The organism is Paenarthrobacter sp. 22069 (assembly GCF_052046035.1).
In the GTDB taxonomy this organism is placed as follows: Bacteria; Actinomycetota; Actinomycetes; order Actinomycetales; family Micrococcaceae; genus Arthrobacter.
On record NZ_JBQEQF010000014.1, the window covers coordinates 107412 to 131445 of the forward strand.

General features: G+C 62.3%; 19 protein-coding genes, 1 tRNA gene and 1 pseudogene. 10 read left to right on the forward strand and 11 right to left on the reverse strand.

Translation table 11 applies throughout. The features are described 5' to 3' along the window. Window positions 1-375: 375 nt before the first annotated feature. The 4 genes from ACTJK0_RS13195 to ACTJK0_RS13210 all read right to left on the reverse strand — a co-directional run bounded on the left by ACTJK0_RS13195 (window position 376) and on the right by ACTJK0_RS13210 (window position 8991). Window positions 376-1218 carry a hypothetical protein gene (locus ACTJK0_RS13195; RefSeq protein WP_440745469.1) on the reverse strand — a complete coding sequence of 281 codons (843 nt, stop codon included), beginning with the start codon at window positions 1216-1218 and terminating at the stop codon, window positions 376-378. Between the two features lie 330 nt (window positions 1219-1548). Further along, window positions 1549-2448: a hypothetical protein gene (locus ACTJK0_RS13200; protein ID WP_440745470.1), complete on the reverse strand. Its 900-nt coding sequence runs from the start codon at window positions 2446-2448 to the stop codon at window positions 1549-1551. A 346-nt stretch (window positions 2449-2794) separates the two neighbouring features. Next, window positions 2795-7618, reverse strand: a complete 4824-nt coding sequence (locus tag ACTJK0_RS13205; protein ID WP_440745471.1) for a DEAD/DEAH box helicase — start codon at window positions 7616-7618, stop codon at window positions 2795-2797. Between the two features lie 206 nt (window positions 7619-7824). Next, window positions 7825-8991, reverse strand: coding sequence for a hypothetical protein (locus ACTJK0_RS13210; protein WP_440745472.1), 1167 nt, complete (start codon window positions 8989-8991; stop codon window positions 7825-7827). Between the two features lie 56 nt (window positions 8992-9047). Between ACTJK0_RS13210 and ACTJK0_RS13215 the strand changes: the two genes are divergently transcribed. From ACTJK0_RS13215 to ACTJK0_RS13230, 4 genes are all read left to right on the forward strand, one after another. After that, window positions 9048-9254 carry a hypothetical protein gene (locus ACTJK0_RS13215; protein WP_440745473.1) on the forward strand — a complete coding sequence of 69 codons (207 nt, stop codon included), beginning with the start codon at window positions 9048-9050 and terminating at the stop codon, window positions 9252-9254. Next, window positions 9247-9513, forward strand: coding sequence for an excisionase family DNA-binding protein (locus ACTJK0_RS13220; RefSeq protein WP_440745474.1), 267 nt, complete (start codon window positions 9247-9249; stop codon window positions 9511-9513). The genes ACTJK0_RS13215 and ACTJK0_RS13220 overlap by 8 nt, the downstream gene beginning before the upstream one ends. A gap of 81 nt (window positions 9514-9594) precedes the next feature. After that, window positions 9595-10218, forward strand: coding sequence for a hypothetical protein (locus tag ACTJK0_RS13225; RefSeq protein WP_440745475.1), 624 nt, complete (start codon window positions 9595-9597; stop codon window positions 10216-10218). Window positions 10219-10334: 116 nt separating this feature from the next. Then, window positions 10335-10805, forward strand: coding sequence for a hypothetical protein (locus tag ACTJK0_RS13230; RefSeq protein WP_440745476.1), 471 nt, complete (start codon window positions 10335-10337; stop codon window positions 10803-10805). A gap of 10 nt (window positions 10806-10815) precedes the next feature. Here ACTJK0_RS13230 and ACTJK0_RS13235 read toward each other — a convergent pair. Beyond that, window positions 10816-10980 (reverse strand): annotated as a pseudogene (locus ACTJK0_RS13235) (single-stranded DNA-binding protein); the annotation flags it as partial. Between the two features lie 206 nt (window positions 10981-11186). Here ACTJK0_RS13235 and ACTJK0_RS13240 point away from each other — a divergent pair. Further along, window positions 11187-11259, forward strand: a tRNA-Arg gene (locus tag ACTJK0_RS13240). A gap of 50 nt (window positions 11260-11309) precedes the next feature. Here the strand turns inward: ACTJK0_RS13240 and ACTJK0_RS13245 are convergent. Beyond that, a complete protein-coding gene (locus tag ACTJK0_RS13245) occupies window positions 11310-12506 on the reverse strand; it encodes an ROK family protein (protein ID WP_440745477.1) in 1197 nt (398 codons plus the stop codon). A 166-nt stretch (window positions 12507-12672) separates the two neighbouring features. Here ACTJK0_RS13245 and xylA point away from each other — a divergent pair, with 166 nt between their 5' ends. Both xylA and ACTJK0_RS13255 read left to right on the forward strand, forming a co-directional pair. Beyond that, on the forward strand, window positions 12673-13860 hold the full coding sequence (gene xylA, locus ACTJK0_RS13250) for a xylose isomerase (RefSeq protein WP_110540896.1): 1188 nt from the start codon (window positions 12673-12675) through the stop codon (window positions 13858-13860). Window positions 13861-13863: 3 nt separating this feature from the next. Continuing rightward, window positions 13864-15294: a xylulokinase gene (locus ACTJK0_RS13255; RefSeq protein ID WP_440745478.1), complete on the forward strand. Its 1431-nt coding sequence runs from the start codon at window positions 13864-13866 to the stop codon at window positions 15292-15294. A 122-nt stretch (window positions 15295-15416) separates the two neighbouring features. On the opposite strand, the gene ACTJK0_RS13260 is transcribed toward ACTJK0_RS13255, so the two are convergent. Genes ACTJK0_RS13260 through ACTJK0_RS13270 form a run of 3 tightly spaced genes read right to left on the reverse strand, consistent with a single transcriptional unit; the run spans window position 15417 to window position 18636 of the window. Further along, a complete protein-coding gene (locus ACTJK0_RS13260; RefSeq protein ID WP_440745479.1) occupies window positions 15417-16256 on the reverse strand; it encodes a sugar phosphate isomerase/epimerase family protein in 840 nt (279 codons plus the stop codon). Continuing rightward, entirely contained in the window at window positions 16253-17467 is a 1215-nt protein-coding gene (locus ACTJK0_RS13265) for a dihydrodipicolinate synthase family protein (protein WP_110540899.1), read from the reverse strand. The genes ACTJK0_RS13260 and ACTJK0_RS13265 overlap by 4 nt, the downstream gene beginning before the upstream one ends. Then, window positions 17467-18636 carry a Gfo/Idh/MocA family protein gene (locus ACTJK0_RS13270; RefSeq protein WP_110540900.1) on the reverse strand — a complete coding sequence of 390 codons (1170 nt, stop codon included), beginning with the start codon at window positions 18634-18636 and terminating at the stop codon, window positions 17467-17469. Before ACTJK0_RS13270 ends, ACTJK0_RS13265 begins: the two co-directional genes overlap by 1 nt. A 168-nt stretch (window positions 18637-18804) precedes the next feature. Here ACTJK0_RS13270 and ACTJK0_RS13275 point away from each other — a divergent pair, with 168 nt between their 5' ends. Further along, entirely contained in the window at window positions 18805-19881 is a 1077-nt protein-coding gene (locus ACTJK0_RS13275; protein ID WP_440745480.1) for a LacI family DNA-binding transcriptional regulator, read from the forward strand. Next, window positions 19878-20654 (forward strand): alpha/beta hydrolase, encoded by a 777-nt coding sequence (locus tag ACTJK0_RS13280; protein WP_440745481.1) that lies wholly within the window; start codon window positions 19878-19880, stop codon window positions 20652-20654. The genes ACTJK0_RS13275 and ACTJK0_RS13280 overlap by 4 nt, the downstream gene beginning before the upstream one ends. Here ACTJK0_RS13280 and ACTJK0_RS13285 read toward each other — a convergent pair. Next, entirely contained in the window at window positions 20651-21553 is a 903-nt protein-coding gene (locus tag ACTJK0_RS13285) for an aldose 1-epimerase family protein (RefSeq protein WP_440745482.1), read from the reverse strand. The genes ACTJK0_RS13280 and ACTJK0_RS13285 overlap by 4 nt on opposite strands. Before the next feature lie 76 nt (window positions 21554-21629). On the opposite strand from ACTJK0_RS13285, the gene ACTJK0_RS13290 reads away from it, so the two are divergent. Next, complete coding sequence (locus ACTJK0_RS13290; protein ID WP_440745483.1) at window positions 21630-22346, forward strand: DNA alkylation repair protein; 717 nt, start codon at window positions 21630-21632, stop codon at window positions 22344-22346. Here ACTJK0_RS13290 and mptB read toward each other — a convergent pair. Continuing rightward, the gene (mptB, locus tag ACTJK0_RS13295) at window positions 22339-23895 is read right to left on the reverse strand and encodes a polyprenol phosphomannose-dependent alpha 1,6 mannosyltransferase MptB (protein ID WP_181422311.1); all 1557 of its coding nucleotides are present in this window, start codon (window positions 23893-23895) and stop codon (window positions 22339-22341) included. The two genes, ACTJK0_RS13290 and mptB, sit on opposite strands and share 8 nt — an antisense overlap. Window positions 23896-24034: the final 139 nt, after the last annotated feature.

The following is a 24034-nucleotide window of genomic DNA, read 5'->3' on the forward strand; positions in this document are numbered from 1 at the left end:
GGCTTATGACAACGGGAGGACGTTCCCTGCGCCCTTATATACAGCTGCCTGGTCCATCCTAGGAGTCACCGCCCGCTTACGCCGTTCGCCGCCGCCGGCTCGACGGGGGACAGCGCGTCCGAGCAGACCAGACTGAGCTAGCCACTCCGGGCACCATGCTGAACACATACGGGGCGCTGCACAAACCCTGCAAGAGAAGGGGCTGCCCTCCCTCCGGCACCGCACAGTCCAGTACAACACTCCGGAGGATAACGTCACTTCCAACATGCTGCCCGGCCAAAAAGGAACTCGCGCCCGGGGTCGAGGCATGATGGCGCCGGACCTGAACCAGTCGGTCTCCGAATTCCCCTCGAAGAACTGTAGGGATTTCTCCGATCACCCGTGCTCGTTGTGTGATGTGTCATCCTCTGAGGACGCTAAGCCCATCTGGCCGTCCAGACCGGCCGCCCGCAATTCCGCATCTCCGACTAAGTGCAGGCGACAGCTGCTGCAGTCGAATTCTGTCACGCCTAAGTATGGATTCATCCAGAAACCACCATCCGGATGGGGTAGCTCCACGAGGCATTCCTCTTCGCTGGTGTAGCCGTAGGCCAAACCTAAATGGCCACAGACTGGGCATACCCTGTACATACTTGAAAAAGAACCCTCGGGCCGCGGGTACCTGACGCTTTCGAGTAAGGGTTTGACCAGCTCTGGCGGTCGGGCCCCCCAGTCCTCCTCGTAGCGCAGGCGAGCCGAGGCTAGTTTGGCTTGGACGCCACGCTGCAACTCGCTCAACCCTTCGTCGAGCAATTGCTCGACGACGAGGCCTAGATTTTTCCGCCACCATTCGTCTGTCCCCTGGTCCAGACGTATCCGAGCATATTCGCTGAACCGGACCACCAGCCGCATTGCCGAACTCAATGCCTCGCGGTCGACCAGGCCCATATGCGCGGCAGCGTTCCGCACCTCAAAAACCGCTGCAGAGTCACCTTGTGACCACGGAATCGGAATCATCCTCAGGTATCGAAGCCTTTCGATGGATTGATTCGCATCAATGGACTTCACCTTCGCCCCGGAAGGCATCTCCCCCTCCGGCACTGTTGCACCTGCAAACCGAAGGAGCGACCAGACGTCAGTATTGTTGGATGCGGCGAGCAGGACCGGTGACACAGACGCCAGCAATGACTTAGCCAAGAGCTCAACCGACGATCCCGCGCTAAAGGCGGCATCAAGCATGTCGAATTCTTCCTCTGAAGAATAGAGCGATAATGCTCTTCGAGCGTGCCTCTTGCCTACCTCAAGGAGATGGGAGGCAAGCTTGTCATGAGAATGGCTTCCTCTCCCAAATGGCCAACCCGCGTTCGTGGCACCGACAGTCGGTCCCTCGCCTTGTACTTTCATGCGGAAAGCCTAGCCCCACAATCCCCTCATAAGCGGTCCTAGGCTGTCGGCATCTTAACGGTCTATTCGTGCTCCCGCCGGGTTTCATCAGGGATCGTTATTGAGACTCACATTGCCAAGTTGCTGGAGTAGCGTAAGCGTGCAGGCGAGGTGGAGCTACGGCGCCTAGTCGTGGATCCGCGGCACAGCCATTGTCCGAAAGGGGCGGTCTGGATTCTCTCTCGGGTGGCTTACCAATGCCGGCACACCCTCCCCGAAGCTGCAATCAGTGACGAGTAGTTCCGCGTAGTCCAGGGTCATTCTGTATGCCTCGCCTGGAGAGGGGCGAACGACGTCACTAGCGAACTCACACTGGATGAACTCTACTTTGCGCAGCCCGAACGCACGACTGAAGTCAATCTCGCCTCCCCTGAAAACACACCCGATGAATTGAACATGTTGCGTGCCCTTATCCAGGAGTAGCGCGCCCCCTTCCAATTCCACTTCAACAAGCTTCAGAATGTGCTTGGCCGAGTCAGCATTGAATCCAATTCTTAGCTCGCCGGCGAATATCCGATACCGGCCAACCAAAATCTCACCCTTGTCCACAAGAGCATCACAGAGGATCACTGATCCTCCTCTCTGTTCCCCACCCATTAGAAGCAGGCCACCGGTGAACCTACTTCCAGTGAGATCCAGATGTCCCTCACCCAGGAACAAGGGCGGCAGTTGGGAGGGACCCTCGTCAAGCTGTCTCAGGTTGAACTTAACCTTTGCCCAACTCTTCGATCCGGGGACGTCGGAGGCAAGCCTCGACATGATCGTTGACCAGATTGCCTCGCGAACAGGAACATCTAGATTTCGGCGCCCCTCATCCCCAGCTGTAATCCGAAAGTAGGAGCAGAGAAGATCGATACAGGCCTGGCCTTGATCTTCATCGGCGTGGAAGTTCCAGTCATCTGCGAGCGCTGCAGTCGCGTAAACCCCTGCAAGGCGTACCGCAACTTCGGAATGTGCAAGTTGTTCAGCTGCCCTTCCATAACGGGCGTGAAGCTCTCTAATGGCGTCGTCGTGGCGTCGCTCCACATCAAGCCCATGCTGTTTGTTGGCAAGCTGCAGTGCTTCGGCCGCTGTCTCTTGTGCTGAAGCACTGACTCGCAGGGCTCGCGCAGCGATGTCTTGTGACTGTTCGTTGGTCCGCTGTCGTCGATAAGAGAGAAGCAGAGTGACACCCAAACCTAAGGCAGCACCAGCGGTAACGGCGTTGCGAACTATCCCAAACTGAGCTTCCTGGTTAGGACGTGGACTGAGCTCCCAGGGATACGGAGTTCCTAGGGACAACCAAGAGAAGAAGGCAGCAAGGAACACCAACGCGGTGCATGACAACGCAAGCCCAAAAAGGATGAGCCATACCAACGGTAAACCTGACCGCCTATGCAAGTCCGGCATCCAGAATTTTTAGTTCGGGAAGACCAGCGAGGATCTTGTTCGTTTCCAAGGACAGGGTGACCGCGCGTTTAATGAGATTCAGGATGTAGCGCGGGTCACCGACTTCACGACAGTAGTCGTTTGGATCATTGATGATTTGTGAGTCCTTGTGAATGCTGAGCTGATAGCGCTCCATGATCCACTTCAAAGCTGGCCACCCGTTTACTTCGTACTCCCAAGCCTCCTCTGGAATCCCAGCCAAAGTAATTCGCGAGTTGTAAATGATACGAGAATGATCTTTGCGAGCACCAAATGCCATTTTCTGAACTCGATAGAACTCGTAAGCCTCATCCGAGAACTCGTCTATCGGTTCATCACCTCCAGTGACAATTTCTTGCAACGGGTACGGGTCGAGGGTCTCATAGTCGAGATGTACTCGGGCGAGGCCTCGACCAGCACGGCTGAAGCCCCAAAAATCGCCAACTTTAGGTATACGAGGCAGCATCTTTTGTAGGTCCGCCTTGTAGGTCTGCCTGTATACAGGAGAATTCACCACCCCATAGACATAGTAAAAGATGTCCTCCTTGCCGATCTTGTTATCCCCGTAGAACCGCCGATACGCGGTCAGGGTGGAATCGGTGACATTCTCCCGGCGCCGATATCCGTCAAAGACTTCGTCGTCCAGGCTCTCGAACAAGTCCGACTGGTCTTTTTCTGAAACGGGCTCGTATGTGTAGAGGCTATAAACCTGCCCTGTATGTATCATGTGCAAATTCGGGACACAGTCCACGATGAGAGGGCTGAAAACCTTCGTCGCGCCCGGGCTACTCATGACTATTGCAACGTTTTTGTGGGTCGGAGTGGGCCAGAACCGCGGCATTTGGCCTGGCTCGTGATTCAGAGACCGATCAAGATAAGAGTGCATCTTACAAAAAGGCCGATACTGCCCGACCGTGAGCTTGGACGCGCTCCACACATGACGTATGCCCCTCGCCCGGTCTGCTCGGAGCCCGCGCGTCCAGCTGATACGAGCGGTATCAGAGTCCTCCTTGTACCCAGGCTCGATCGACCGCTCAACCTCAGCACGGTAAGTCTCAAGCATTCTGCGCGTGTTCCGCGCAACTGAGTCCCGGGAGAAGTTATATACCCAAGCGTCCCGCCCAGTTTCCAACCCTCGGGAATAGTTTTGAAAAATCGCTGGAGTGGTCGACTTCCCTTTAGTAGCTTTGTCTCCAAGCGGCTGGAATGACTCAAAGTGCTCGTCACGATGATTGATCCAGTCGCCATGCTCGTTTGGCACGACAGGTTCCCATGCCGTGTTTTCGAGGGACACCTCTCGCTGCAATTTCTCGAGCTTCTCCGAGATTGTCATGTAGTCGCCGATATCGGTGTAGTAGATATCCGCATTCCCTGTGTGCCCGGAGTTCTTGATAAGTATGCAGATGGCGGTTGACGTCATAGTGCCCTGACCGAAGACGCTGCCACCCTCTCGCTTTTGCTCGGCCGCCGTCTTCCCACGAAGATGTCCGCGAAGATTGTAAACGAAGATTCTACTGAATTCTTTGGCGAAGGCTTTACGTATACCGTCAGCGGTGTTCCCGTCGATGAAGCTGCCATTCGAAACGAAAGCAATTACACCATCGCTCTTGATCCTATTAGATGCCCAACGGATGCCACGAATGTACGAATCGTAAAGATTGTTCTTGTTCGTCGCCGTCGAAAGCTTCGCATACGAGTCGGAGATCGATGCATCCAAGACCGGATATTTCTGATTCTGGTTGTTATCATTCGCGCTGGATTGGCCAGCAGAGTACGGCGGATTCATGACAATCACACGGATGTCCTGGCTTCTCTGCCTGTTGACACGTTCAGAATTCTCGGGAAAAAACTCACTTGACTCGAGTTGTCCTTCCGACTCATTCAGCTGGAAAGTGTCAGTGAGCGCAATGCCGTCGAAGGGGATGTACCCTTCGTTCACGCCGTGCCGTGCTGATTCCTCCGCAAAGACCGTCTCAATATTAATGGCAGCGATGTAGTAGCTGAGTAGGACAATCTCGTTGGCAAATAATTCTCGTTTGTACTTACGCTGCATGTCCTCGGGTCTGATGAGACCGGACTGCAGCAACCTCGTGACAAAGGTCCCGGTACCCACGAATGGTTCCAAGATGGAGACGCCCTCATCGGACAGAGACTTGCCAAATTCCAGGCGGAGGGCTGCATCGGCAGATCTCAGTATGTAGTCCACAACAGGCACAGGGGTAAATACAATACCCAGCCGGTCAGCCACTCGTGGGAAAGCGTTGCGAAAGAAGTTGTCGTAGAGCTCGAGGATGATCTTCTGCTTCGCCTCAGCGTTGTCGATGGATTTCACCCGCGCGCGTACCGAGTCATAGAACTTCTCGAGGCCAGCACGTTCCTTTTCGAAGGCCGAGTGGTCATCGAGCTCGTTGAGGATGTTCTGCATGGCCTGGGATACCGGGTTATGCTCGGTGAAGTTTGAGTCACTGAACATGGCATCAAACACGGGCTTCGTGACCAAGTGTTGAGCAAGCATCTCCACTGCCTGAGCTTCATCGATGGCCGGATTCAGGTTTTCCTGCAGGCCACGAATGAAATCATCGAAGGCTTTGCGATGGCTCGTGTCAGCGTGTTCCAGCAGGTTGTTTATCAACGTAATGTGCTTGTTGGCAATTGCCGCAATGTCTTTGGACCAGTCTTCCCAGTACATCCGGTTGCCGCACTTGTCCACGATCTTGGCGTAGACCGCGTCTTTCCAATCTGCTACAGGGAATTGCAGTGTGCCCTGTTCCCAGTCCTTCTCGACGGCCTCACCGTGCTCGGAATCACCGATACTCAGCGTTTTTTTCTTTTTGGGCAGCAGGTTCACCGTCTCAATCACAATGGACTCGGGTGCCTTGTGGTTGAGTTCAATTTGGTTGATGGTGGCGTCCATGCGCTCATCATGGGCCCGGAGCGCCTGGAGGACCTGCCAGACGACCTTATAACGCGTATTATCCTTGAGGGCCTCCGAGGTAGACATGCCCTCTGGAATGGCGATTGGTAGCACAATGTAGCCGAATTTCTTTACTTGTCCGGTGACTGGGTCCCTATGCACGCGCATGACACGTCCCACCGCCTGAATAACGTCCACCATAGAGTTGCGAGGGTTCAAGAACAGAACCGCGTCCAGCGAAGGAACATCCACGCCTTCGGTCAGGCATCGTGCGTTAGTAAGGATTCGGCACGTGGGCTGACCGTTGTCGTAGTTGAACTCTTCTTTGAGCCAGTCCAAGCGGTCCGCACGTGCGACGGCATTGAAACCGCCGTCAATATGTTTGACCTGAACTTTGAGGTCATCAGTGGGGTCGTCGTTTTCCAAGTTGGTCAGGTGCACCCGGACCAGCTCCTCGAACTCTGACTCGACGAGCTTTGAAGACTTGATATCACGGTTGAAAGCGACCGCACGCTGCATCGGAGCCACGTCGTTGCCAAACGAGGTTTCATGGGTGCCTGAGCGGCGCTTCGCTAAACCGTTCCAACATCCGATCAACTTGGCGACGTCGTCGATATTGAGTTCCATGTTGGAGTCGGCAAGTTGGTCCTGGAAGGACGAGACCACTTGCGTTTCTTCAACTCCGAGGACCAGGACTTTATAATCCGTCAGGAGCTTCTTGGTGACAGCTTCACCAAAGCCAATCCGATAAAACACCGGCCCGTACATCGTCTCGTCATCCATAGAGCATAGGATGGCGTCCTTCTCCATGGCGGCGTTTTTGGTCTCGTCGTTGAACAGGCGTGGAGTGGCCGTCATATACAGCCGCTTACCGCCGGCGATCACGTCATTACGGTGGACCTTGACGAAGTGCGACTCCGGGGCTCCGGCCAAGGTAGCGCCTGTGGTGCGGTGCGCTTCGTCGCAGATGATCAGGTCAAAGTCGGGGAGGCCTGCCCTTTGTGCCTCCGAAACTGCCTCGATGGACTGATACGTGGAAAAGACCACCGTCATCCCCTCGTCCAGTTCCTTCTTTCCCATCGCCTCGACAAGGGTCTTGCCATCGGTCGTGGCCGGTATCTGCAAGTCATGAATGGCGACGTCGGTCAGATCGGAGTTCTTTTGCCGTCCAACCTTCACGTCCGAGCAGACAGCGTAGGCGTGCATGGGCTGCTCGCTTTCGTCGGACCATTCCTTCAACGACTGTGACATAAGCGCCAGCGAAGGCACCAAGAACAAGACCCGCGCGTGGCCCTCCATCTCGGCGAAACGCTCAGCGACCTTGAGAGCAGTGAAAGTTTTGCCCGTGCCGCAGGCCATGATCAGCTTTCCCCGATTGTTGTCGATGAAGCCCTTCATGGTCGCTGTGACAGCTTCGTGCTGGTGCGGCCGCAACTGCTTCTTGTCGTGCAGTTTGGGAGACTTTGAAGGATCCGTCAGTTCGTACGTGGACCAGTCGATGTTGGAGTGACGAAAGTCGGAGAGCCCGATGCGCTGAACGGGGATGTGCTGGCTGTCCAGCATCTCCTCCGCGTTTGCAGTCCACGCAGAGGTCGTGGACACAATAAGGCGATGGGTAAACGGCTCCTTGCCCGAAGCCGAGATGAACGAGTCGATATCGCTCTTCTGCATCGTGTGGGTCTCTGCGTAGAACTTGCACTGAATCGCAGCGGTCCCACCGTCTGCGCGCTCCGCCACTAGATCAATCCCGGTGTCGGGCTTACCGTTCCGTCCCGGCCAGTCGCGCCAGAGCCAAACATTCGTGTACTGAGGCGCCTGGACGCCATCGTGCTTCAGATACTGCTGGATTAGTTGCTCAAAGTAGCTACCCTTCATCCTCTCTGAGTCTGCGAGATCCCGATAAGAGGAAAGAAGTGCATCAAACGTAGTAGCCACAAAAGCCCCCCGAAAAAGAGTCATGAAACCGGCCGGCCCAAGACCAGCCATCCGATCATATGTCCCCGTTACAGCGAGTCGGCGAAGGCGTGCCTTAAGGAAAAGATTTGGTCCGGCACAAACGTAGTGAGCTGTAGCTACTCTTGCTAGGAACTGAAGACTGCCCAGTCCCACGTCTCCTGGAGGCCTTTGGCGCCCTCACGGTTGATAGCGAGCCAACTGCTGGAGTCCTCGTCCTCGGCCCCCCAGCCGAACGCCAGTTCCACCTCCTCAGCAGTTGGGTAATCCCCATATGTCGACACAAGCACCTTTGGCTTCACTTTTCGGCGCATGAACTCGTTTCGAAGGATGTCGTTCACGCAGGCGTCCCTGAAGGAGTATCCAATTATGAGCCAGCGTTGGGAGTCACGAAGCCCCTCTTGAAAAGCCTCGTAGGCCAGCTTGAACGGATAACGACCCACGTGGTGGGCTTTGTCCCGCTGGTTGGCCAGCACCACCGCCGGGCGCCACTTTGGGTCACCTTCGCGGAGCCCGGCCCACATCGCGTGATTTCGGAGCACTTCAACAGGTGTTTTGAAGTGGAGGCTATTCACGGTGCTTCGCCAATATGTCAGAGATCCATGCAAGTGCAATAACCTCACCCGGTACTGCGGCCCAGTTGGAAAGTCGAGCGCTGTACGGAGGCGAGTCACGGTGTACGAGACTCCCTCGTCTTCCGGGTCCTCTTCATCCTTGACCGTTATCGGAAACCTGGCGAATCCGTGCGCCATGTCTGACATCGGTGCATCTATCGCCTTCAACGCCGAGAGCAAAAGCGTGTCGTAGTTTAGGTTGCCAATGTAAACAGTGCCGTTGAACTGTCGAATGATGGCTTGCACGAGGTGGTGCATCTCATCGTGAAGCGTCCAATCCCCGCGCGAGCGTTCCATTATGACCTCGAGGACATAGCTGATACCCATATCCCGGACCTTTTGGCTGAAAGCCGCAACTTCTTGGATCGACTTCTGAAGTTCGGTATCCTCGCTCGCCACAAGATCCGCAAGTTTGCCCAGTTCATCCAGGGTCAGGACCTGTGAGTCGAAGGCGCCTACCAGCTTTTCGAAGTCCTCATCCGTAACCTCGCCCTCCGAGACCGCTCGTCGCGCTATTTCATTCATGGCATGGACGACCTTGTCCCCGTCCTCGCTGGCGTTCTCCATGCGGGAGATCATCTCTTTTGTGATCGAAGCCAGATTCAGCTCAGAGTTGAAAGCTATGCTGAGGCCGTTGCCCACAAGTACGGCGGCGTTGAGCGGTAGAAGTGCATCAGTCACGGTGTCCCCAATCAGTCAGCCCGATTTTACCAACGCCCTGATGAGACAATATGGCCATGAAAGTTGCCAACGGGGACAGACAGTCACGGATCCGAGAGACGGCCCAGTTGCTGAAGCGCGGTGTATCTAAGGACCAGATTGCGCAAACTTTGGGTGTCCATCCCCGCACGATCGACGACTACGAAGACGAGTTACTAAACAAGCCCACCAAGTCCAGCCGTGCGGCGGCCAGGAGGGAAAATCGGGGCAGCAAAAGTGAATGACGCAGCGGGAGGGTCATCTGGAAACCGTCGACGCCGTTTCCTGACGATCGAGCAGGTAGCAGAGGAGTTGAACGTCGGCCTTCCGACTGTCAGGGCTCTTCTCAGCGCTGGGGAAATGCGCGGAATCCAAGTAGGTACAAGAGGACTGTGGCGGGTCGGCTCAGCCGACCTGGACCAATATATCTCCAATGCTTACGCTCAAACGGCGGAGCGGATAGCACGGGGTGAACTTGCGGACGTAGAAGCCAGCTCCCCGTGAACATAGTCCTCTCGGTGGACCAGCCGGCGGACAACGCCGCCGTCGAATTCTCTCTTGCATGGAGATCTGTAAGTTGGGGGCATGGATCCAGAAACCTCTCGACTCGTGATGACGGCAATAATCACAGCTACGGCGGCCATAATTGCAGGTGTAGGCGGAGCCACGCTTACGGCAATGATCAACCGAAAGAACACAACGGACACCCTTGCGGCTGCCCGCGAGGACAATGAAATACGATGGCACCGAGAGGTAAGCCGCGAAAAGGAGCTTTGGCTTCGAGACACCAAGCAGCAGGCCTACGCCAAGTTCGTTTCCGCTGTAACTGCCGCTGCTAGCAACGCCTACACCATCGATCCAACCTTTGCTCGAAACGCATTGGTGGCCTTCGATGAGGTTAGGCTGGTCGCTCCTCGCGAAGTCAGGAAAGCCGGGAAGAAGCTAACCGATCAAATCGTGAAAATTGGCGGGTTGATCTCAACCCGGTTCTCGACGAGTCCGGAGCCGGACGCAAACGAAGATGCCCTACGGGTGCTACAGGCCGATATCAGCCAAGCCATCGAAGAGCTTGGAAGGCTGACGCGGGTCTTTGTATTTTTGGCGCGGCAGGACACAGGAGCCGAACCGGAGGCACCGGAAAATCGTCCTGAACCTGAAGACGCCACCGGTTTTACTTCCTCGCCTGAACCAAGGCCTGGTGGGATTTAAGACGCAGTAATGTCTGCGGATGAGAATTTGAGGTCTGCGCTCACGCTGGAGCAGGGGCGGCAGGCGGTGCAATCATTGCTGGCTTATTTCGGTGTACGGATCTGTATGTTTGGAGCATGGATGCCGAAGCTTGGAAGATTCTTATTGGTGCCGTTGCGGTAATCGCTTCAGGTCTTGGCGGGCAATGGCTTGCAGGCCACAACACTCGACTACACGCAGAGGCAAACCACGAGCGAGACAAGCAGAAGTGGGCCACGGACCTCAGATACCAGACTTATCTGAGCCTGATTGAACAGTTCGAAACATCCTTCCGACGCCTTACACGTGCTAGTAAGGGTGATCCTAAGGAGTTGCCGCAAGCTTGGAACAGCATCAACGGCTTGAAAGCTACAGCCCTACGGATAGTTGGTAGTCCAGAGGTCAGAAACTTGGCAAACGAGGTCGATGCATCCTTTCGCAACTGGCATAGCGATTTAGCGGCGGGACGCATTACGCAAGAGAGCGCAGAGCCGCGACGAGACGAGAACCTTCGCTTGTTCCAATCCTTGATTGATCGGATCCGCCTAGAACTTGGCATGGCATCGTAGGAGGTTATGTAACTACCAACCAGTTGGTGTGCCCGTCCGTCCACACCTTGGATTCCCGGTCGAAACGGCGGGCGGTGGAGCCGAGGCGGAAGGAAGCCGTTGCCACTCCTCCCGGCGTGGTGGAACTGGTGATCTCCGTGGCCACGAAGCCGCGGATAATGATCGAGTCGCTCATGTCTACGTCCTGTCTGGATGGTGGTGCCGTTAGCAGGCATGACCAGCATCGCGCCGGGCAGCAGCGGGCAGGAGACCCGGTTCTTCCTATGTGGACAACGCCGGTGCAGACGAAGGATGTGGAGGAGCAGTGGGGCTGGATGACGCAGCCTGCAGCGCGGGCAATGTAGACTTTTTTAGGCGCCGGCCGCAAGGCCGGAAACCCATGCCTCAGTAGCTCAGGGGATAGAGCAGCGGCCTTCTAATCCGCCGGTCGGGGGTTCGATTCCCTCCTGGGGCACCTGCGGAAAACGCCCCGGTCTTTGCACCGGGGCGTTTTTTCGTGCCTTGTTAGGGCTGTAACCGGTGCGGCGCGTCGATGAGGGACCTGACAACACTGCCGGCGGCTCCCAGCAGGGCGCCCAGTTCACCCACCGCCGACACCGCCACCTGATCCGGCCCGAACCTGCCCGGCGCATATTTCTGCAGGCTCTTCAGCAGCGGGGCGCGAAGCCAGGGTTCCAGGACAGCGAAGTGGCCGCCAAGGACCGCTGATTCGACATTGACCACGCGTGCCGTGGAGGCGAGCGCGATGCCCAGGCAGCGGCCCGCGCGCTCGACGCCGGAGACAGCCCGGGCGTCGCCCGCTTCCAATGCCTGCAGGAGCAGGGACACGGCCGCAGAGCGTGAAAGCCCGGTGGGGGCCAGGCCGGCAGCGGCAACAATGGCGTCCTGGCCCGCCACAGTTTCCAGACAGCCGGTTCCCCCGCACGAACAGCGGCCGCCATCGGGATCCACCACAATATGGCCCACCTCGCCTGCGTGCCCCCCAGGTCCGGTGAAGAGTTCGGAACCGATGACAATGCCGCCACCTACGCCCACCTCACCGGAGACGAAGAGGAAGTTGGATGCGCCGTCCGGCCGGTGGCGCAGTTCTGCCAGGGCTGCAGCGTTGGCTTCGTTGAACAGGGCAACACCCAGGGCGGATTCAGGCAGCAGGGCATCAGGATCCAGATCAACATTGGCCCATCCCAGGTTGGGGGCAGTAAGCACCCGGGACCGTGCGGGGTCTACCAGTCCGGGCACAGCCAGGCCTCCGCCCAGGACCTCGACCCCCCGCTCCCCTGCAGCGCTCCGCACCTTGGCGGCCAGGACCGCGAGCGCGGCCAGCACTGGCCCGTCCGGGCTGTTGCGGTTATCGCGTTCCTGTACCTCCCTGAGAAGGACGTTGCCTGCCAGCCCGACCACGGCGGCCGAAATGTAGTCGACGTTGATCTCCATCCCCATGACGGCCCGGTTCGGGCTGAGCTCCAGTCCCACTCCCGGACGGCCGCGGCCCTGGGGGTTCAGGCCAATTTCACGGATGATCCCCGTGTCCAGCAGGTCAAGGACAAGGCTGGAGACCGACGCCTTGGTCAATCCCGTGGCGGCCGCCACCTGTGCGCGGCTGGGGTTGAGGCCCGGCGGGAATTCGGCGATGGCACCGAGGACCAGGGCAAGGTTGCTGCGGCGCACATCCCCCACGTTGCCGGGCGCACCTGCGGACATTGCCGCTCCCGGCACCGGCATCACCATCACTAACCTCCCGGTTGGCCCTCAATTTTTCGGGTTGTTTCGAGCTGACCCTTGACCCAACCCTACGTCGGCCCATAAAGTTCAGGCAATGAACTAAAGCTTCGCAATTCCGCGGAGCGACTGATCGCAAGGACGCATCATGACTCTCTCCCCCACTCCCGCCGACAAGTTCACCTTTGGCCTGTGGACGGTCGGCTGGACCGGCGCCGACCCGTTCGGCGTGGCCACCCGCAAGGCCCTTGACCCGGTCGAAGCCGTCCACCGGCTCAGCGAACTTGGTGCCTACGGCATCACTTTCCACGACAACGACCTTGTCCCGTTCGACGCCTCCGCCTCGGAGCGGGAGCTGATCCTGAAGAACTTCCGTGCGGCACTGGCAGAAACCGGCCTGAAGGTGCCGATGGTCACCACCAACCTGTTCAGCCACCCCGTTTTCAAGGACGGCGGCTTCACCTCCAACGACCGCTCGGTCCGCCGCTTTGCCCTGTCCAAGGTCCTGCGGAACATCGACCTCGCCGCCGAGCTTGGCGCCGAAACGTTCGTTATGTGGGGAGGCCGGGAAGGCAGCGAATACGACGGGTCCAAGGACCTTGCCGCCGCCCTGGACCGCATGAAGGAAGGCGTGGACACCGCTGCCGGATACATCAAGGACAAGGGCTACAACCTGCGCATTGCCCTGGAACCGAAGCCGAACGAGCCCCGAGGCGACATCTTCCTGCCCACCGTAGGCCACGGCCTGGCGTTCATCGCTCAGCTCGAGCACGGCGACATCGTGGGCCTGAACCCCGAAACCGGGCACGAGCAGATGGCAGGGCTGAACTTCACCCACGGCATCGCCCAGGCCCTGTGGGCGGGCAAACTCTTCCACATCGACCTCAACGGCCAGCGCGGCATCAAGTACGACCAGGACCTGGTCTTCGGCCACGGCGACCTGACCAGCGCCTTCTTTACCGTTGACCTGCTCGAAAACGGCTTCCCGGGCGGCGGTCCCAAGTACGACGGTCCGCGCCACTTCGACTACAAGCCCTCCCGCACGGATGGCTACGACGGTGTCTGGGAATCCGCCAAGGCCAACATGGCGATGTACCTGCTGCTGAAGGAACGCGCACTGGCCTTCCGGGCAGACCCCGAGGTCCAGGAAGCACTGAAGGCATCCGGCGTCTTCGAACTCGGCGAGCCCACCCTCACCGCGGGTGAGACCACCGCCGACCTGCTCGCAGATGCCGCCTCCTTCGAGGACTTCGACGCCGACAAGGCCGCCGGACGCTCCTTCGCCTTCGTCCGGCTCAACCAGCTCGCCATCGAACACCTGCTCGGATCCCGCTAGGCCATGGTGCTCGTTGCAGGCATCGACAGTTCCACCCAGTCCTGCAAGGTGGTCATCCGCGACGCGGACACCGGAGCACTGGTGCGGCAGGGCCGCGCCGGCCATCCCGACGGCACGGAAGTCCATCCGGACCACTGGTGGACGGCGCTGCAAAAGGCGGTGGCCGACGCCTGCGGGCTGGATGACGTCGCCGCCGTCTCCGTTGGCGGGCAGCAGCACGGCATGGTCTGCCTCGACGCGGACGGGGCCGTCGTCCGGCCGGCGCTGCTGTGGAACGACACCCGCAGCGCCCGTGCAGCCCAGGAACTCATCGAAACTGCGGGCGGCGGCGACCCCGCCGCCGGCGCCCGCTACTGGGCCGATGCCACCGGAACCGTCCCGGTCGCGTCACTGACGCTGACCAAGCTGCGCTGGCTGGCGGAGAACGAGCCGGAAAACGCGGCGAAGGTGGCCGCCGTCTGCCTGCCGCATGACTGGCTGACCTGGCGGCTCGCCGGTTATGGCCCGGGCAGTGGCACGGAGGGCCTGGCGGCGCTGGCCACCGACCGCTCCGACGCGTCAGGCACCGGGTACTACTCGACGGCGGAGGGCACATACCTGCCCGAGGTCCTGGCCGCGGAGCTCGGCCATGTCCCGGCCCTGCCGAGGGTGCTCGGGCCCCTTGAAGCGGCGGGAAGGACACCGGCAGGCAGCCTCCTGGCCGCCGGTGCGGGTGACAATGCTGCCGCCGCCCTGGGCGCCGGCGCGGGTTTGGGGGACGTCGTGGTCTCCCTGGGCACGTCGGGGACCGTGTTTGCGGTTTCGGATACGCCTGCGGCAGATGCATCGGGACTGGTGGCCGGATTTGCCGACGCGTCCGGGCATTACCTGCCCCTGGTCTGCACGTTGAACGCCACCCGGATATTCGATGCCACGGCCGGCCTGCTGGGCGTGGATCTCCCGGAGTTCAACCGGCTGGCCCTGTCCGCCGGGCCAGGAGCAGGTGGGCTCACCCTGGTCCCCTACTTCGATGGCGAAAGGACGCCCAACCTGCCGGAGGCCACGGGCTCCCTGCACGGCATCACCCGCGCCAACTACACCCCCGCCAACCTGGCACGCGCCGCCGTCGAAGGCGTCGTCTGCTCGCTGGCCGATGGCCTGGCTGCATTGCAGGCCCAGGGCGTTGCCAGCCGGCGGATCCTCCTGGTGGGCGGCGGCGCGCAGTCGCCTGCCGTCCAGGACGTTGCGGCAGGCCTGTTGGGATTGCCTGCCACCGTTCCGCGGCCCGGCGAATATGTGGCCGACGGTGCGGCCCGCCAGGCCGCCGCGGTGCTCACCGGGCATTTCCCTGCGTGGGCGGCAGACGCCGTCGACCTTCCAGCGGGGAAGGACGACGCCGGAGTGTTGGCGAGGTACCGCCGGTTCGCCGCGCTGTATGCCCAGCCAGGCAGGTAGGCAGCAAGGGGAAGGGCCCGGCCCGCGCGGTGGTCAGCCACCGTGCGGACCGGGTCCTTCCATGTGGTGCGCGGGCTCCTGCCGNGTAGCAGGAGCCCGCGGGTCTTGGGTTCCGGCAGCGCTCAGGCGTACGGGAGGACGAGCTCCGCGTAGCGCTCCTTGACCGTGGCCAGGACGGTATTGCCGTCCGTGTCCCAGATGTCCTGGTTGAAGATTTCCACTTCGATGTCGCCGGTGTACCCGGCCTCGCGCACCCAGGTTCCGATCGTGGCAAAGTCCACCACGCCGTCGCCCATGTACCCGCGGGAGAGCAGCGGGTCGGCGGCGATGGGCATGTTGAAGTCGCACACCTGGTAGGAGGCGATTCGGTGTTCCCGGCCGGCGCGTTCGATCTGCGCCCTCAGTTCCGGGTCCCACCAGACGTGGAAGGTGTCAACGGCGACGCCCACAGTGGAGGCGTCGAAGGGTGCGGCAAGGTCCAGGGCCTGGCCGAGAGTGGAAATCAGCGCACGGTCCGCCGCGTACATCGGATGCAGGGGCTCGAGGACCAGGCGGATCCCGTTCTCCTGTGCAAAGGGAACCAGGTCCGCGAGCCGGTCGGCCACGCGCTGCCGGGCGGCCACCACGTCCTTCTCCCCCGGTGCAAGCCCGCCGACCACCAGGAACAGCTCCCGGGTGTCCAGGGCCATCGCCTCGAGGATGGCGGCGCGGTTGTCGGCGAGCGCGGCGGCCTGGCCCTCGGCGTCGGCCGCGGTGAGGAAGCCGCCGCGGCAGAGGGAGGAAACCCTCAGGCCTGCGTCCTTGATCAGGCGTGCGGCCGTGTCCAGTCCGGCTTCCTCGACCCGGTCGCGCCAGGGGCCGATGGCAGGAATGCCTGCCTTGACGCAGCCCTCCACCACTTCGGCGAGGGTCCACTTCTTGGTGGTGGCGCTGTTGATGGACAGGCGGGAAAGGTCGCTCATACCCCCACCCCATTGATGCGCAGGTAGTCGGACATCCGGAAGGCGGCCAGCGCAGGATCCTTGAGCAGGCCTGCCTTGTCCGCCAGTTCGAAGGTCCGGGCCAGGTGGCAGACCGAACGTCCCGAGTGCAGGCCACCTACCATCTGGAAGCCGGGCTGCTTTCCGTTGAGCCAGGACATGAAGGCAATGCCGGTCTTGTAGTAGAACGTGGGGGCGCTGAAGATGTGCTTGCCCAGCTCCCGGGTGGAGTCCAGGATCCCGCGCGCCTTGGCGGCGTTACCGGCGTCGTAGTTCTGCAGGGCCACGGAGGCTGCCGGGTAGATGGCCGCGAAGATGCCCAGCAGGGCGTCGGAGTGGTGCGTGCCGTCGCCGTCGATCAGCTCCGGGTAGTTGAAATCGTCACCGGTGTAGAGGCGGACCCCTTTGGGCAAGGCCGCCCGCAGCGCAACCTCATGGCCTGCATCCAGCAGCGAGACCTTGACCCCGTCCACCTTGTCCGCATTGTCCCGGATGAGGCCGAGGAAGGTTTCGGTGGCGGTGGCAACGTCGTCCGAGCCCCAGTAACCGGCGAGGGCGGGATCGAACATGGTGCCGAGCCAGTGCAGGATGACCGGCTGGTCCACTTCGCGCAGGAGGGTCGAGTACACCGTCAGGTAGTCCTCGGGCCCGCGGGCAGCCTTGGCGAGGGCCCGGGAGGCCATGAGGATGACTTTGGGCCCGGCCTCGGCAATGACGGCGATCTGTTCACGGTAGGCCTCAAGGACCGCCTCAACGCCGGCTTCGCCGGTGGGCAGGGTGTCAAGGTCAAGCTGGTCGGTGCCGGCACCGCAGGACACGAGGTCCCTGACGGACTTCCCGGCGGTGGCCGGGTTGCCGGCGGAAACCACGGAGGCGGCTTCCACACCGGTGCGCTTGATGAGCTGCTGCGTGGCAGCCCAGTCCAGGCCCATGCCGCGCTGGGCGGTGTCCATGGCATCGGCAACGCCCAGGCCGTAGGACCACAGCTCGTGCCGGTACGCCATGGTGGCGTCCCAGTCCAGCCTGGCAGGCGCGCCCGGCGTGTTGTCGGCCAGCACTTCGGGGATGACATGGGCGGCGGCATAGGCCCGGCGGGCGGTAAGCGGGGTGGTGGGGCGCGCCCAGGTGGTGCCGCCCTGCAGGCGGTACTCCCTGGTGCCGCCGTCTTCGGAGGGAAGGATGAGGGAAGTCATCAGAGCGTGATCTCCGGGATATCAAGGGTGCGGCGCTCGGCGCTGGACTGCAGGCCGAGTTCGGCAAGTTGGACGCCGCGGGCTGCGGAGAGTAGGCCGAAGCGGTGTTCGCGGCCGGCCACCACGTCGCGGAGGAATTCCTCCCACTGCAGCTTGAAGCCGTTGTCCAGTTCGGCGTTGGCGGGAACTTCCTGCCACTGGTCACGGAAGGATTCGGTGACGGGCAGGTCCGGGTTCCAGACGGGCTTGGGCGTGTGGGCGCGCTGCTGCGCGACGCACTTGTTCAGGCCTGCCACGGCGGAGCCAAGGGTGCCGTCCACCTGGAATTCCACCAGTTCGTCCCGGTACACCCGTACTGCCCAGGAGGAGTTGATCTGGCCAATGACCTCGTCGCCGCCGGGAGTCTCGAGCTCGAAGATGCCGTAGGAGGCGTCGTCCGCCGTGGCCTTGTATTCCTTGCCTGCCTCGTCCCAGCGGGCGGGGATGTGGGTGGCGGTCTTGGCGTTTACGCTCTTGACCTTGCCGATGATGCCTTCCAGGACGTAGTTCCAGTGGCAGAACATGTCGGTGGTCATTCCGCCGCCGTCTTCCTTGCGGTAGTTCCATGATGGCCGCTGCGCGGCCTGGATGTCGCCCTCGAAGACCCAGTAGCCGAACTCACCGCGGATGGACAGGATACGGCCGAAGAAGCCTTCATCCACCAGGCGCCGCAGCTTGACCAGTCCGGGGAGGTAGAGCTTGTCGTGCACGACGCCTGCCGTGACACCGGCTTCCTTGCCAATGCGGGCCAGCTCGATGGCCTCCTCCAGCGTTTCCGCCGTGGGCTTTTCGGTGAAGATGTGCTTGCCCGCCTGCATGGCCTTCTTCAGCGTGGCGGCGCGGAGGCTGGTCATGGAGGCATCGAAGACGACGTCGACAGTGGGGTCGTTGATCACGGCGTCCAGGTCGGTGGTCCATTCAGAGACCTTGTGCTTTTCCGCGAGCTCGCGGATCCTGGCCTCGCTGCGGCCCACCAGGATGGGCTCGACCTGGACCCGCGTCCCGTCCTCAAGCGTGAAGCCGCCCGCGTCGCGGATGGGCAGGATGGAGCGCAGCAGGTGCTGGCGGTAGCCCATGCGGCCGGTGATGCCGTTCATGGCGATGCGGATCGTTTTGGTTTCGAAGCCCATGTGTCCTCCACGGTGAGTGAGCAAGTAATTGAAGTCAGCCGGGAAAGCGCATTCCCACTTCTTCAATGATGCACGGCGCGCTTGTAGTTGGCAAGCGCTTTCCGGAAGTAGTTTGAACTGACATAATGTGCGGAGGCCTTGAGTCCGCCCCAACCCGCAGGAGATGAAGTGGCTGCAAGTACCCTTACCGAGGTGGCCCGCCTGGCCGGCGTCTCCCCCGCTACGGCCTCGCGCGTGCTGAACGGGTCCGCGCGCAAGCCGGGCAAGGACATTGCCGAGCGGGTCCGGCAGGCCGCCGACTCCCTGGGCTACATTCCCAATGCCCAAGCGCAGGGCCTGGCGAAATCCAGCTCCGGCCTGATCGGCCTGATCGTCCATGACATCGCCGATCCTTACTTCGCAGCGATTGCCAGGGGCGTGCAGGAAGCCGCCCGGGAACAACGCAAAATGGTGCTGCTGGCCACCACCGGCGGCGGCCCTGCGGAGGAAAAGGAAGCCGTGGCCGCCTTCGCGGCCCGCCGCGCTGACTCCATCGTGATTGCCGGCTCCCGTTCGTGCCGCGACGAAGACGCCGATGGCAACGCCGAACTCGCCGCCGAACTGGACAGATACTGCCGCAACGGCGGCCAGGTCGCCGTTGTGGGGCATCCGGTGGTGGGGGCCGCCGCGCAGGAGGGCTACCACGTGGTAACGGTTCCCAACCAGGAGCTGGCCGGGCAGTTGGCCACCGAACTTGCCGCCGGCTGGGAGGGAGAATTCGTCATCGTGGCCGGGCCCGAGGGTCTGCTGACCTCCGATGACCGCGTCCGTGGCTTCCAGGAAGGCCTGGAGCGGGCCGGACACACGGCCGCAGAGGTGCTCCGGACCACGTTCAACAGGTCCGGCGGCTACGAGGCAGGCCTGCAGCTGGCCGCACGGATCAAGGCTGCGGCCTCCGAAGGCACGGCTGCGCCGAAGTTGTGCATTTTCGCCGTCAATGACGTGATGGCCATTGGGGCCGCAGCGGCGCTGCGCTCCGAAGGGCTCCGCATCCCCCGCGACGCCGCGATTGCCGGCTTTGACGACATCGAGACCCTCCGCGATTTCCGTCCGGCCCTGTCCACGGTCCGCCTGCCCTTGGAGGACATCGGCCGGTTGGCCACCCGGGCCACCGGCCAGCATCAGGATAACGGGGACGACGACGCGTCCCCGGACGCGATCTCCGGCGAGGTCACCCTGCGGCGCAGCACGGAGCAGGCCGCGTGACGGGTCCGCGGGGACTCACCGCTGTTCCGGCCCGCCCGGAAGCCTCCGGGGCACGCCCCGCCATCCTGGTCCTTCCGGGGGGAGGCTATGCCCGCCAGGCTGACCATGAAGCGGAACCGGTGGCCGAATGGTTGGCCTCGCTGGGCATCCATGCTTTCGTGCTCCGCTACAGGGTGGCCCCGGAGCGGCACCCCGCCCCGTTGACGGACGCCAAGGAAGCCATGCTCCGTATCCGTGGCGGGCAGCACGGGCTCGACGTGGACCGGGAGCGCGTCGGCGTGCTGGGATTCTCGGCCGGCGGCCATCTGGCGGCCACCCTGGGCACGGCAGCGGCCACGGGCAACGCGGACCTGGACGTGCCTGGGGCCGTACCGGACCTTTCGGTGCTGTGCTATCCCGTGGCGTCACTGACGCATGAAACGCACCAGGGATCGCTGGAGAACCTCCTCGGCGACGCGCCGCCGTCGGACGTTGTCCAAGCCCTCTCAGCGGAACTGAACGTCACGTCCCGGACACCGCCGGCGTTCCTTTGGCACACGGCGGACGACGACGCCGTACCGGTGAGCAACAGCCTGAACTACGCCAAAGCACTCATCGCCGCCGGCGTGCCGGCCGAGGTGCACATCTTCCCGGAAGGGAGGCACGGCCTGGGCCTGGCAGCGGGCGAACCCGGCCCCGGGCAATGGACCGGGCTCTGCGCTGCATGGCTGCACCGGGCAGGATGGACGGACTCCCCCACGCAGGAGCGGCCGTCCACAGGATGCGGGGGCTAGCGCACGGCCCTGATGGTCCAGGAGGCGGAGTGGGATCCACCGGGCTGCAGGTGGACCACATCCGTGCCTGAGTTCAGGGCATCCGGCGGGCAGGTCATCGGCTCAACGGCCAGGCCCAGCCGGTCCGGGCCCACGGGCTTGTCCCCGGTGTGCACCTGGACCCAGGGCCATTCCTTCCCCCACTCCAGCTCAACTCCCGTTCCCGACGGATCCAACACCCGCACGCGCGCCATCCCGTCACCGTCCCGGCGGATGTCCGTGAACGCGTGGTCAATCTTGACTGCGCCCAGCCGGCGAGGGGTCCGGAAGTCGAACGCGTCCCCGTCCACCGGCTGCATACCTACCGGGAGCAGCCGGTCCGGCGTGACCTCCAGGTAAGTGTCTGCCGGCAGTTCCAGCGACCACTCGTCGAGCGGGGACGGGCCGGCCACCAGGTAGGGATGGGGGCACACGCCGTATGGCGCGGACGAGGAGCCGCTGTTTACTGCCTGGACCGTGCCGTGGAAGCCGTCGGCGGAGAGCGAATAGGTGACCGTAAGTTCCAGGTCGGTGGGGTAAGCCGGGCCGGCCGGGATGCGGCAGCGCAGGACGGCGCGGTCGGTGGCCACCTCCAGCACGTCCCAGGGCCGGTGGATAGCCAGTCCGTGCAGCGCTGCGGCCCGTTCCGGTTCGTTGACTCCGGCGGCGTAGGATGAGCCGGTATACGTGTAGGTGCCGTCGGCAAGCCGGTTGGGCCACGGCGCGCAGATGACACCCCGGTAATCGGGGACGGGGCCGTCCGGGCCAAAACCCACCACCAGGTCCCTGTTTCCGCGGCGCAGTTCGCGCAGCGCCCCGCCGCGCCGGGTGACGGTGGCGGTGTAGGGTCCGTGGGCAAGGTTGATATCGGTTCCGGACATGGGTTCCCTTTGATGGTCACGTGTTAGCGCTCACCAGCGTACCCCACCGCAGGACTACGGTGGCTAGAGTAACGGCATGGAAGACTCCGCCGACCACGCCCTGGTCCGCGCCGTGAGGGATTCCCTCAGGAAGCAGGCCGACCCCGTCCGCGCCGCCGGAGCCCAGGCATACATGAAGTCTTCCCTGCCGTCGCTGGGCGTCCGGGTTCCCGAGGTCCGGCACATCGTGGCGTCGGCCGTCCGGGAGTTCCCGCCCGCATCTGCCGGTCACCTCCGGGCCACCGTGCTGGAGCTGTGGCGCGGCTCCGGTTTCCGGGAGGAGCGCTACGCCGCCATCGACTTGACGGCGGTCCGTCTCGTCGCCGGCGACCTGGAGATGCTGCCCGTTTACGAGGAAATCATCCGCACGGGTGCGTGGTGGGATTTTGCCGACCGCGTGGCGGGCGGGGTGTGCGGCCTGCTGCTGGCGCACCCCCGGGAGATGTCAGCGGTGCTTCGGGGCTGGAGCCGGGACCCGCAGCTCTGGATCCGCAGAGCTGCCATCACCTCGCAGCTCAAAGCGAAGAAGGCTACCGACACGGCCCTGCTTGCGGCCGTCATCGAGCCGAACATGGCGGATCCGGAGTTCTTTATCCGCAAGGCCATCGGCTGGGCGCTGCGTGAATACGCCAAGTCGGATCCGGAGTGGGTCCGGGCGTTCGTGGCGCGGCATGCAGGTGCACTGAGCCCGCTGTCAAAGAAGGAAGCCCTGCGCAGGACCCCCGGCGCCGGGCAGCAGCTGCCGGCTAGATGACGGGGCGTTCGACGACGGGCTGGTGGCTTTTGCGGAAGAGCCGGCGGGTGCCGGGATCCCAGAAGATCAGGTACAGGGCGAAGAGGAGGGCCGTCAGGGCGGCAGCTACGCGGGCAAGGGCAAGGGCGAAGCCCAGGTCCTGCGTCTGCAGGTACGGGAAGACGTCCAGCTGGTCCGAAATGGCGTAGATCATGAAGAAGGACACCACGAAGTACAGCGCCTTGACCTGCCAGTCGTTGCGGATCCCGGTCACGGCGAACAGGGGTATCAACCATACGACGTACCAGGACTGAATGATGGGGGCCAGCAAAACGACGGCGGCGAAGCCGAGTGCCAGGCGGCGCATCAGCCGGTCGTAGTCGCCCCTGAAGATCTGCCAGGCGACGATGCCCACGGCAAGCAGCTTCCCGGCGTCGTACACCCATCCTGCCGGTACTGAGCCGTCCAGTCCGAACGCGCTGGCGAGGGAGTCCACCACCATTCCGATCAGACCCACAGGGGCGTACCAGATCGAGATGCTGCCGGGGGCGGAGAGCCCGTTGATCCAGCCGAAGCCGAAGCCGTTCACCATGCTCATCGCTGTCAGGAGTCCCAGGCTGAGCCCGGCTGTCACGGCCCAGAATGCGGCCTTGCGGAGCCACCCCGCACCCTTTCCTGCCCACAGGAGCCCTATGAACGGCAGGAAGACGATGGTAATGGGCTTCACCGCGATGGAAAGCGTCACCAGCGCGATACCGCGCAGCTCGCGCCTGGTGGCGGAGTAGTAGAGGCCGGCCAGGGCCAGTCCGATCATCAGGGAGTCGTTATGGACGCTGGCGATGAAATTGGTCAGGAAGAGCGGATTCGCCACCGTCAGCCAGAGGGCCCGGTGCGGGTTGACGTTATGGAGTTCCGCGAGCCGGGGCACGTAGATGACGCAGAGCCCCACGCCGGCCACTGCCACAAGCCGGAAGAGCATGATGCAGGCCTCCGGCTGGACGCTGGTAACCCAGACGACGAACTGCTCAATCCACAGGAACAGCTGGCCATAGGGAACCGGGGCCTCGGTCCACATCTTGTCGGCCCCGAGCTGGAAGTAGTTGGACAGGGCGGAGATGCCATTTTCGTAGGGATTGAAGCCCTCCACCATCAGGCGTCCCTGCCCGATGTAGGCATATACGTCGCGGCTGAACAGCGGCACGCTGAACATCATGGGGAGTCCCCATGCCACCACGGCAGCCAGTGTTGCCCTGCGCGCCTCCAGCCCCCAGACCCGCACCTTTTGGCCGAGCCGCAGCCAGGCACGCACCAGCAGCATGCCGCCGGCAGCCACCAGGACAATGGACAGGGCGACGCCCGGGGCCTCGGTGCGCATCCAGATGAACAGCGGCATGCGGCGCAGTTCGGAGACCGGGGCCAGCCAGCCCACGCCGAAGGACCCGACGAGCATGAATACGGAACCCAGGAAACCGGCCAGGAGGGATGACCGCGGATTGTCCACCTCGGCCTTGCCTGCCCCGGCGATGCCCGCCGCCGCCATTTCCCCCGTTACGGGCCGAGGCGCCGTCATATCAGGAACGTCCCATCTTCTTGCGTTTCCGCGGTTTGGCCGGCGGGACACGCGGCCCGGCCGGGGCATGGTTCAGGGCGGACGTGCGACCCGCCGCGTATGCGAAATCCTAGCATCGGCCGGGCGCCAGGGAGTGTAA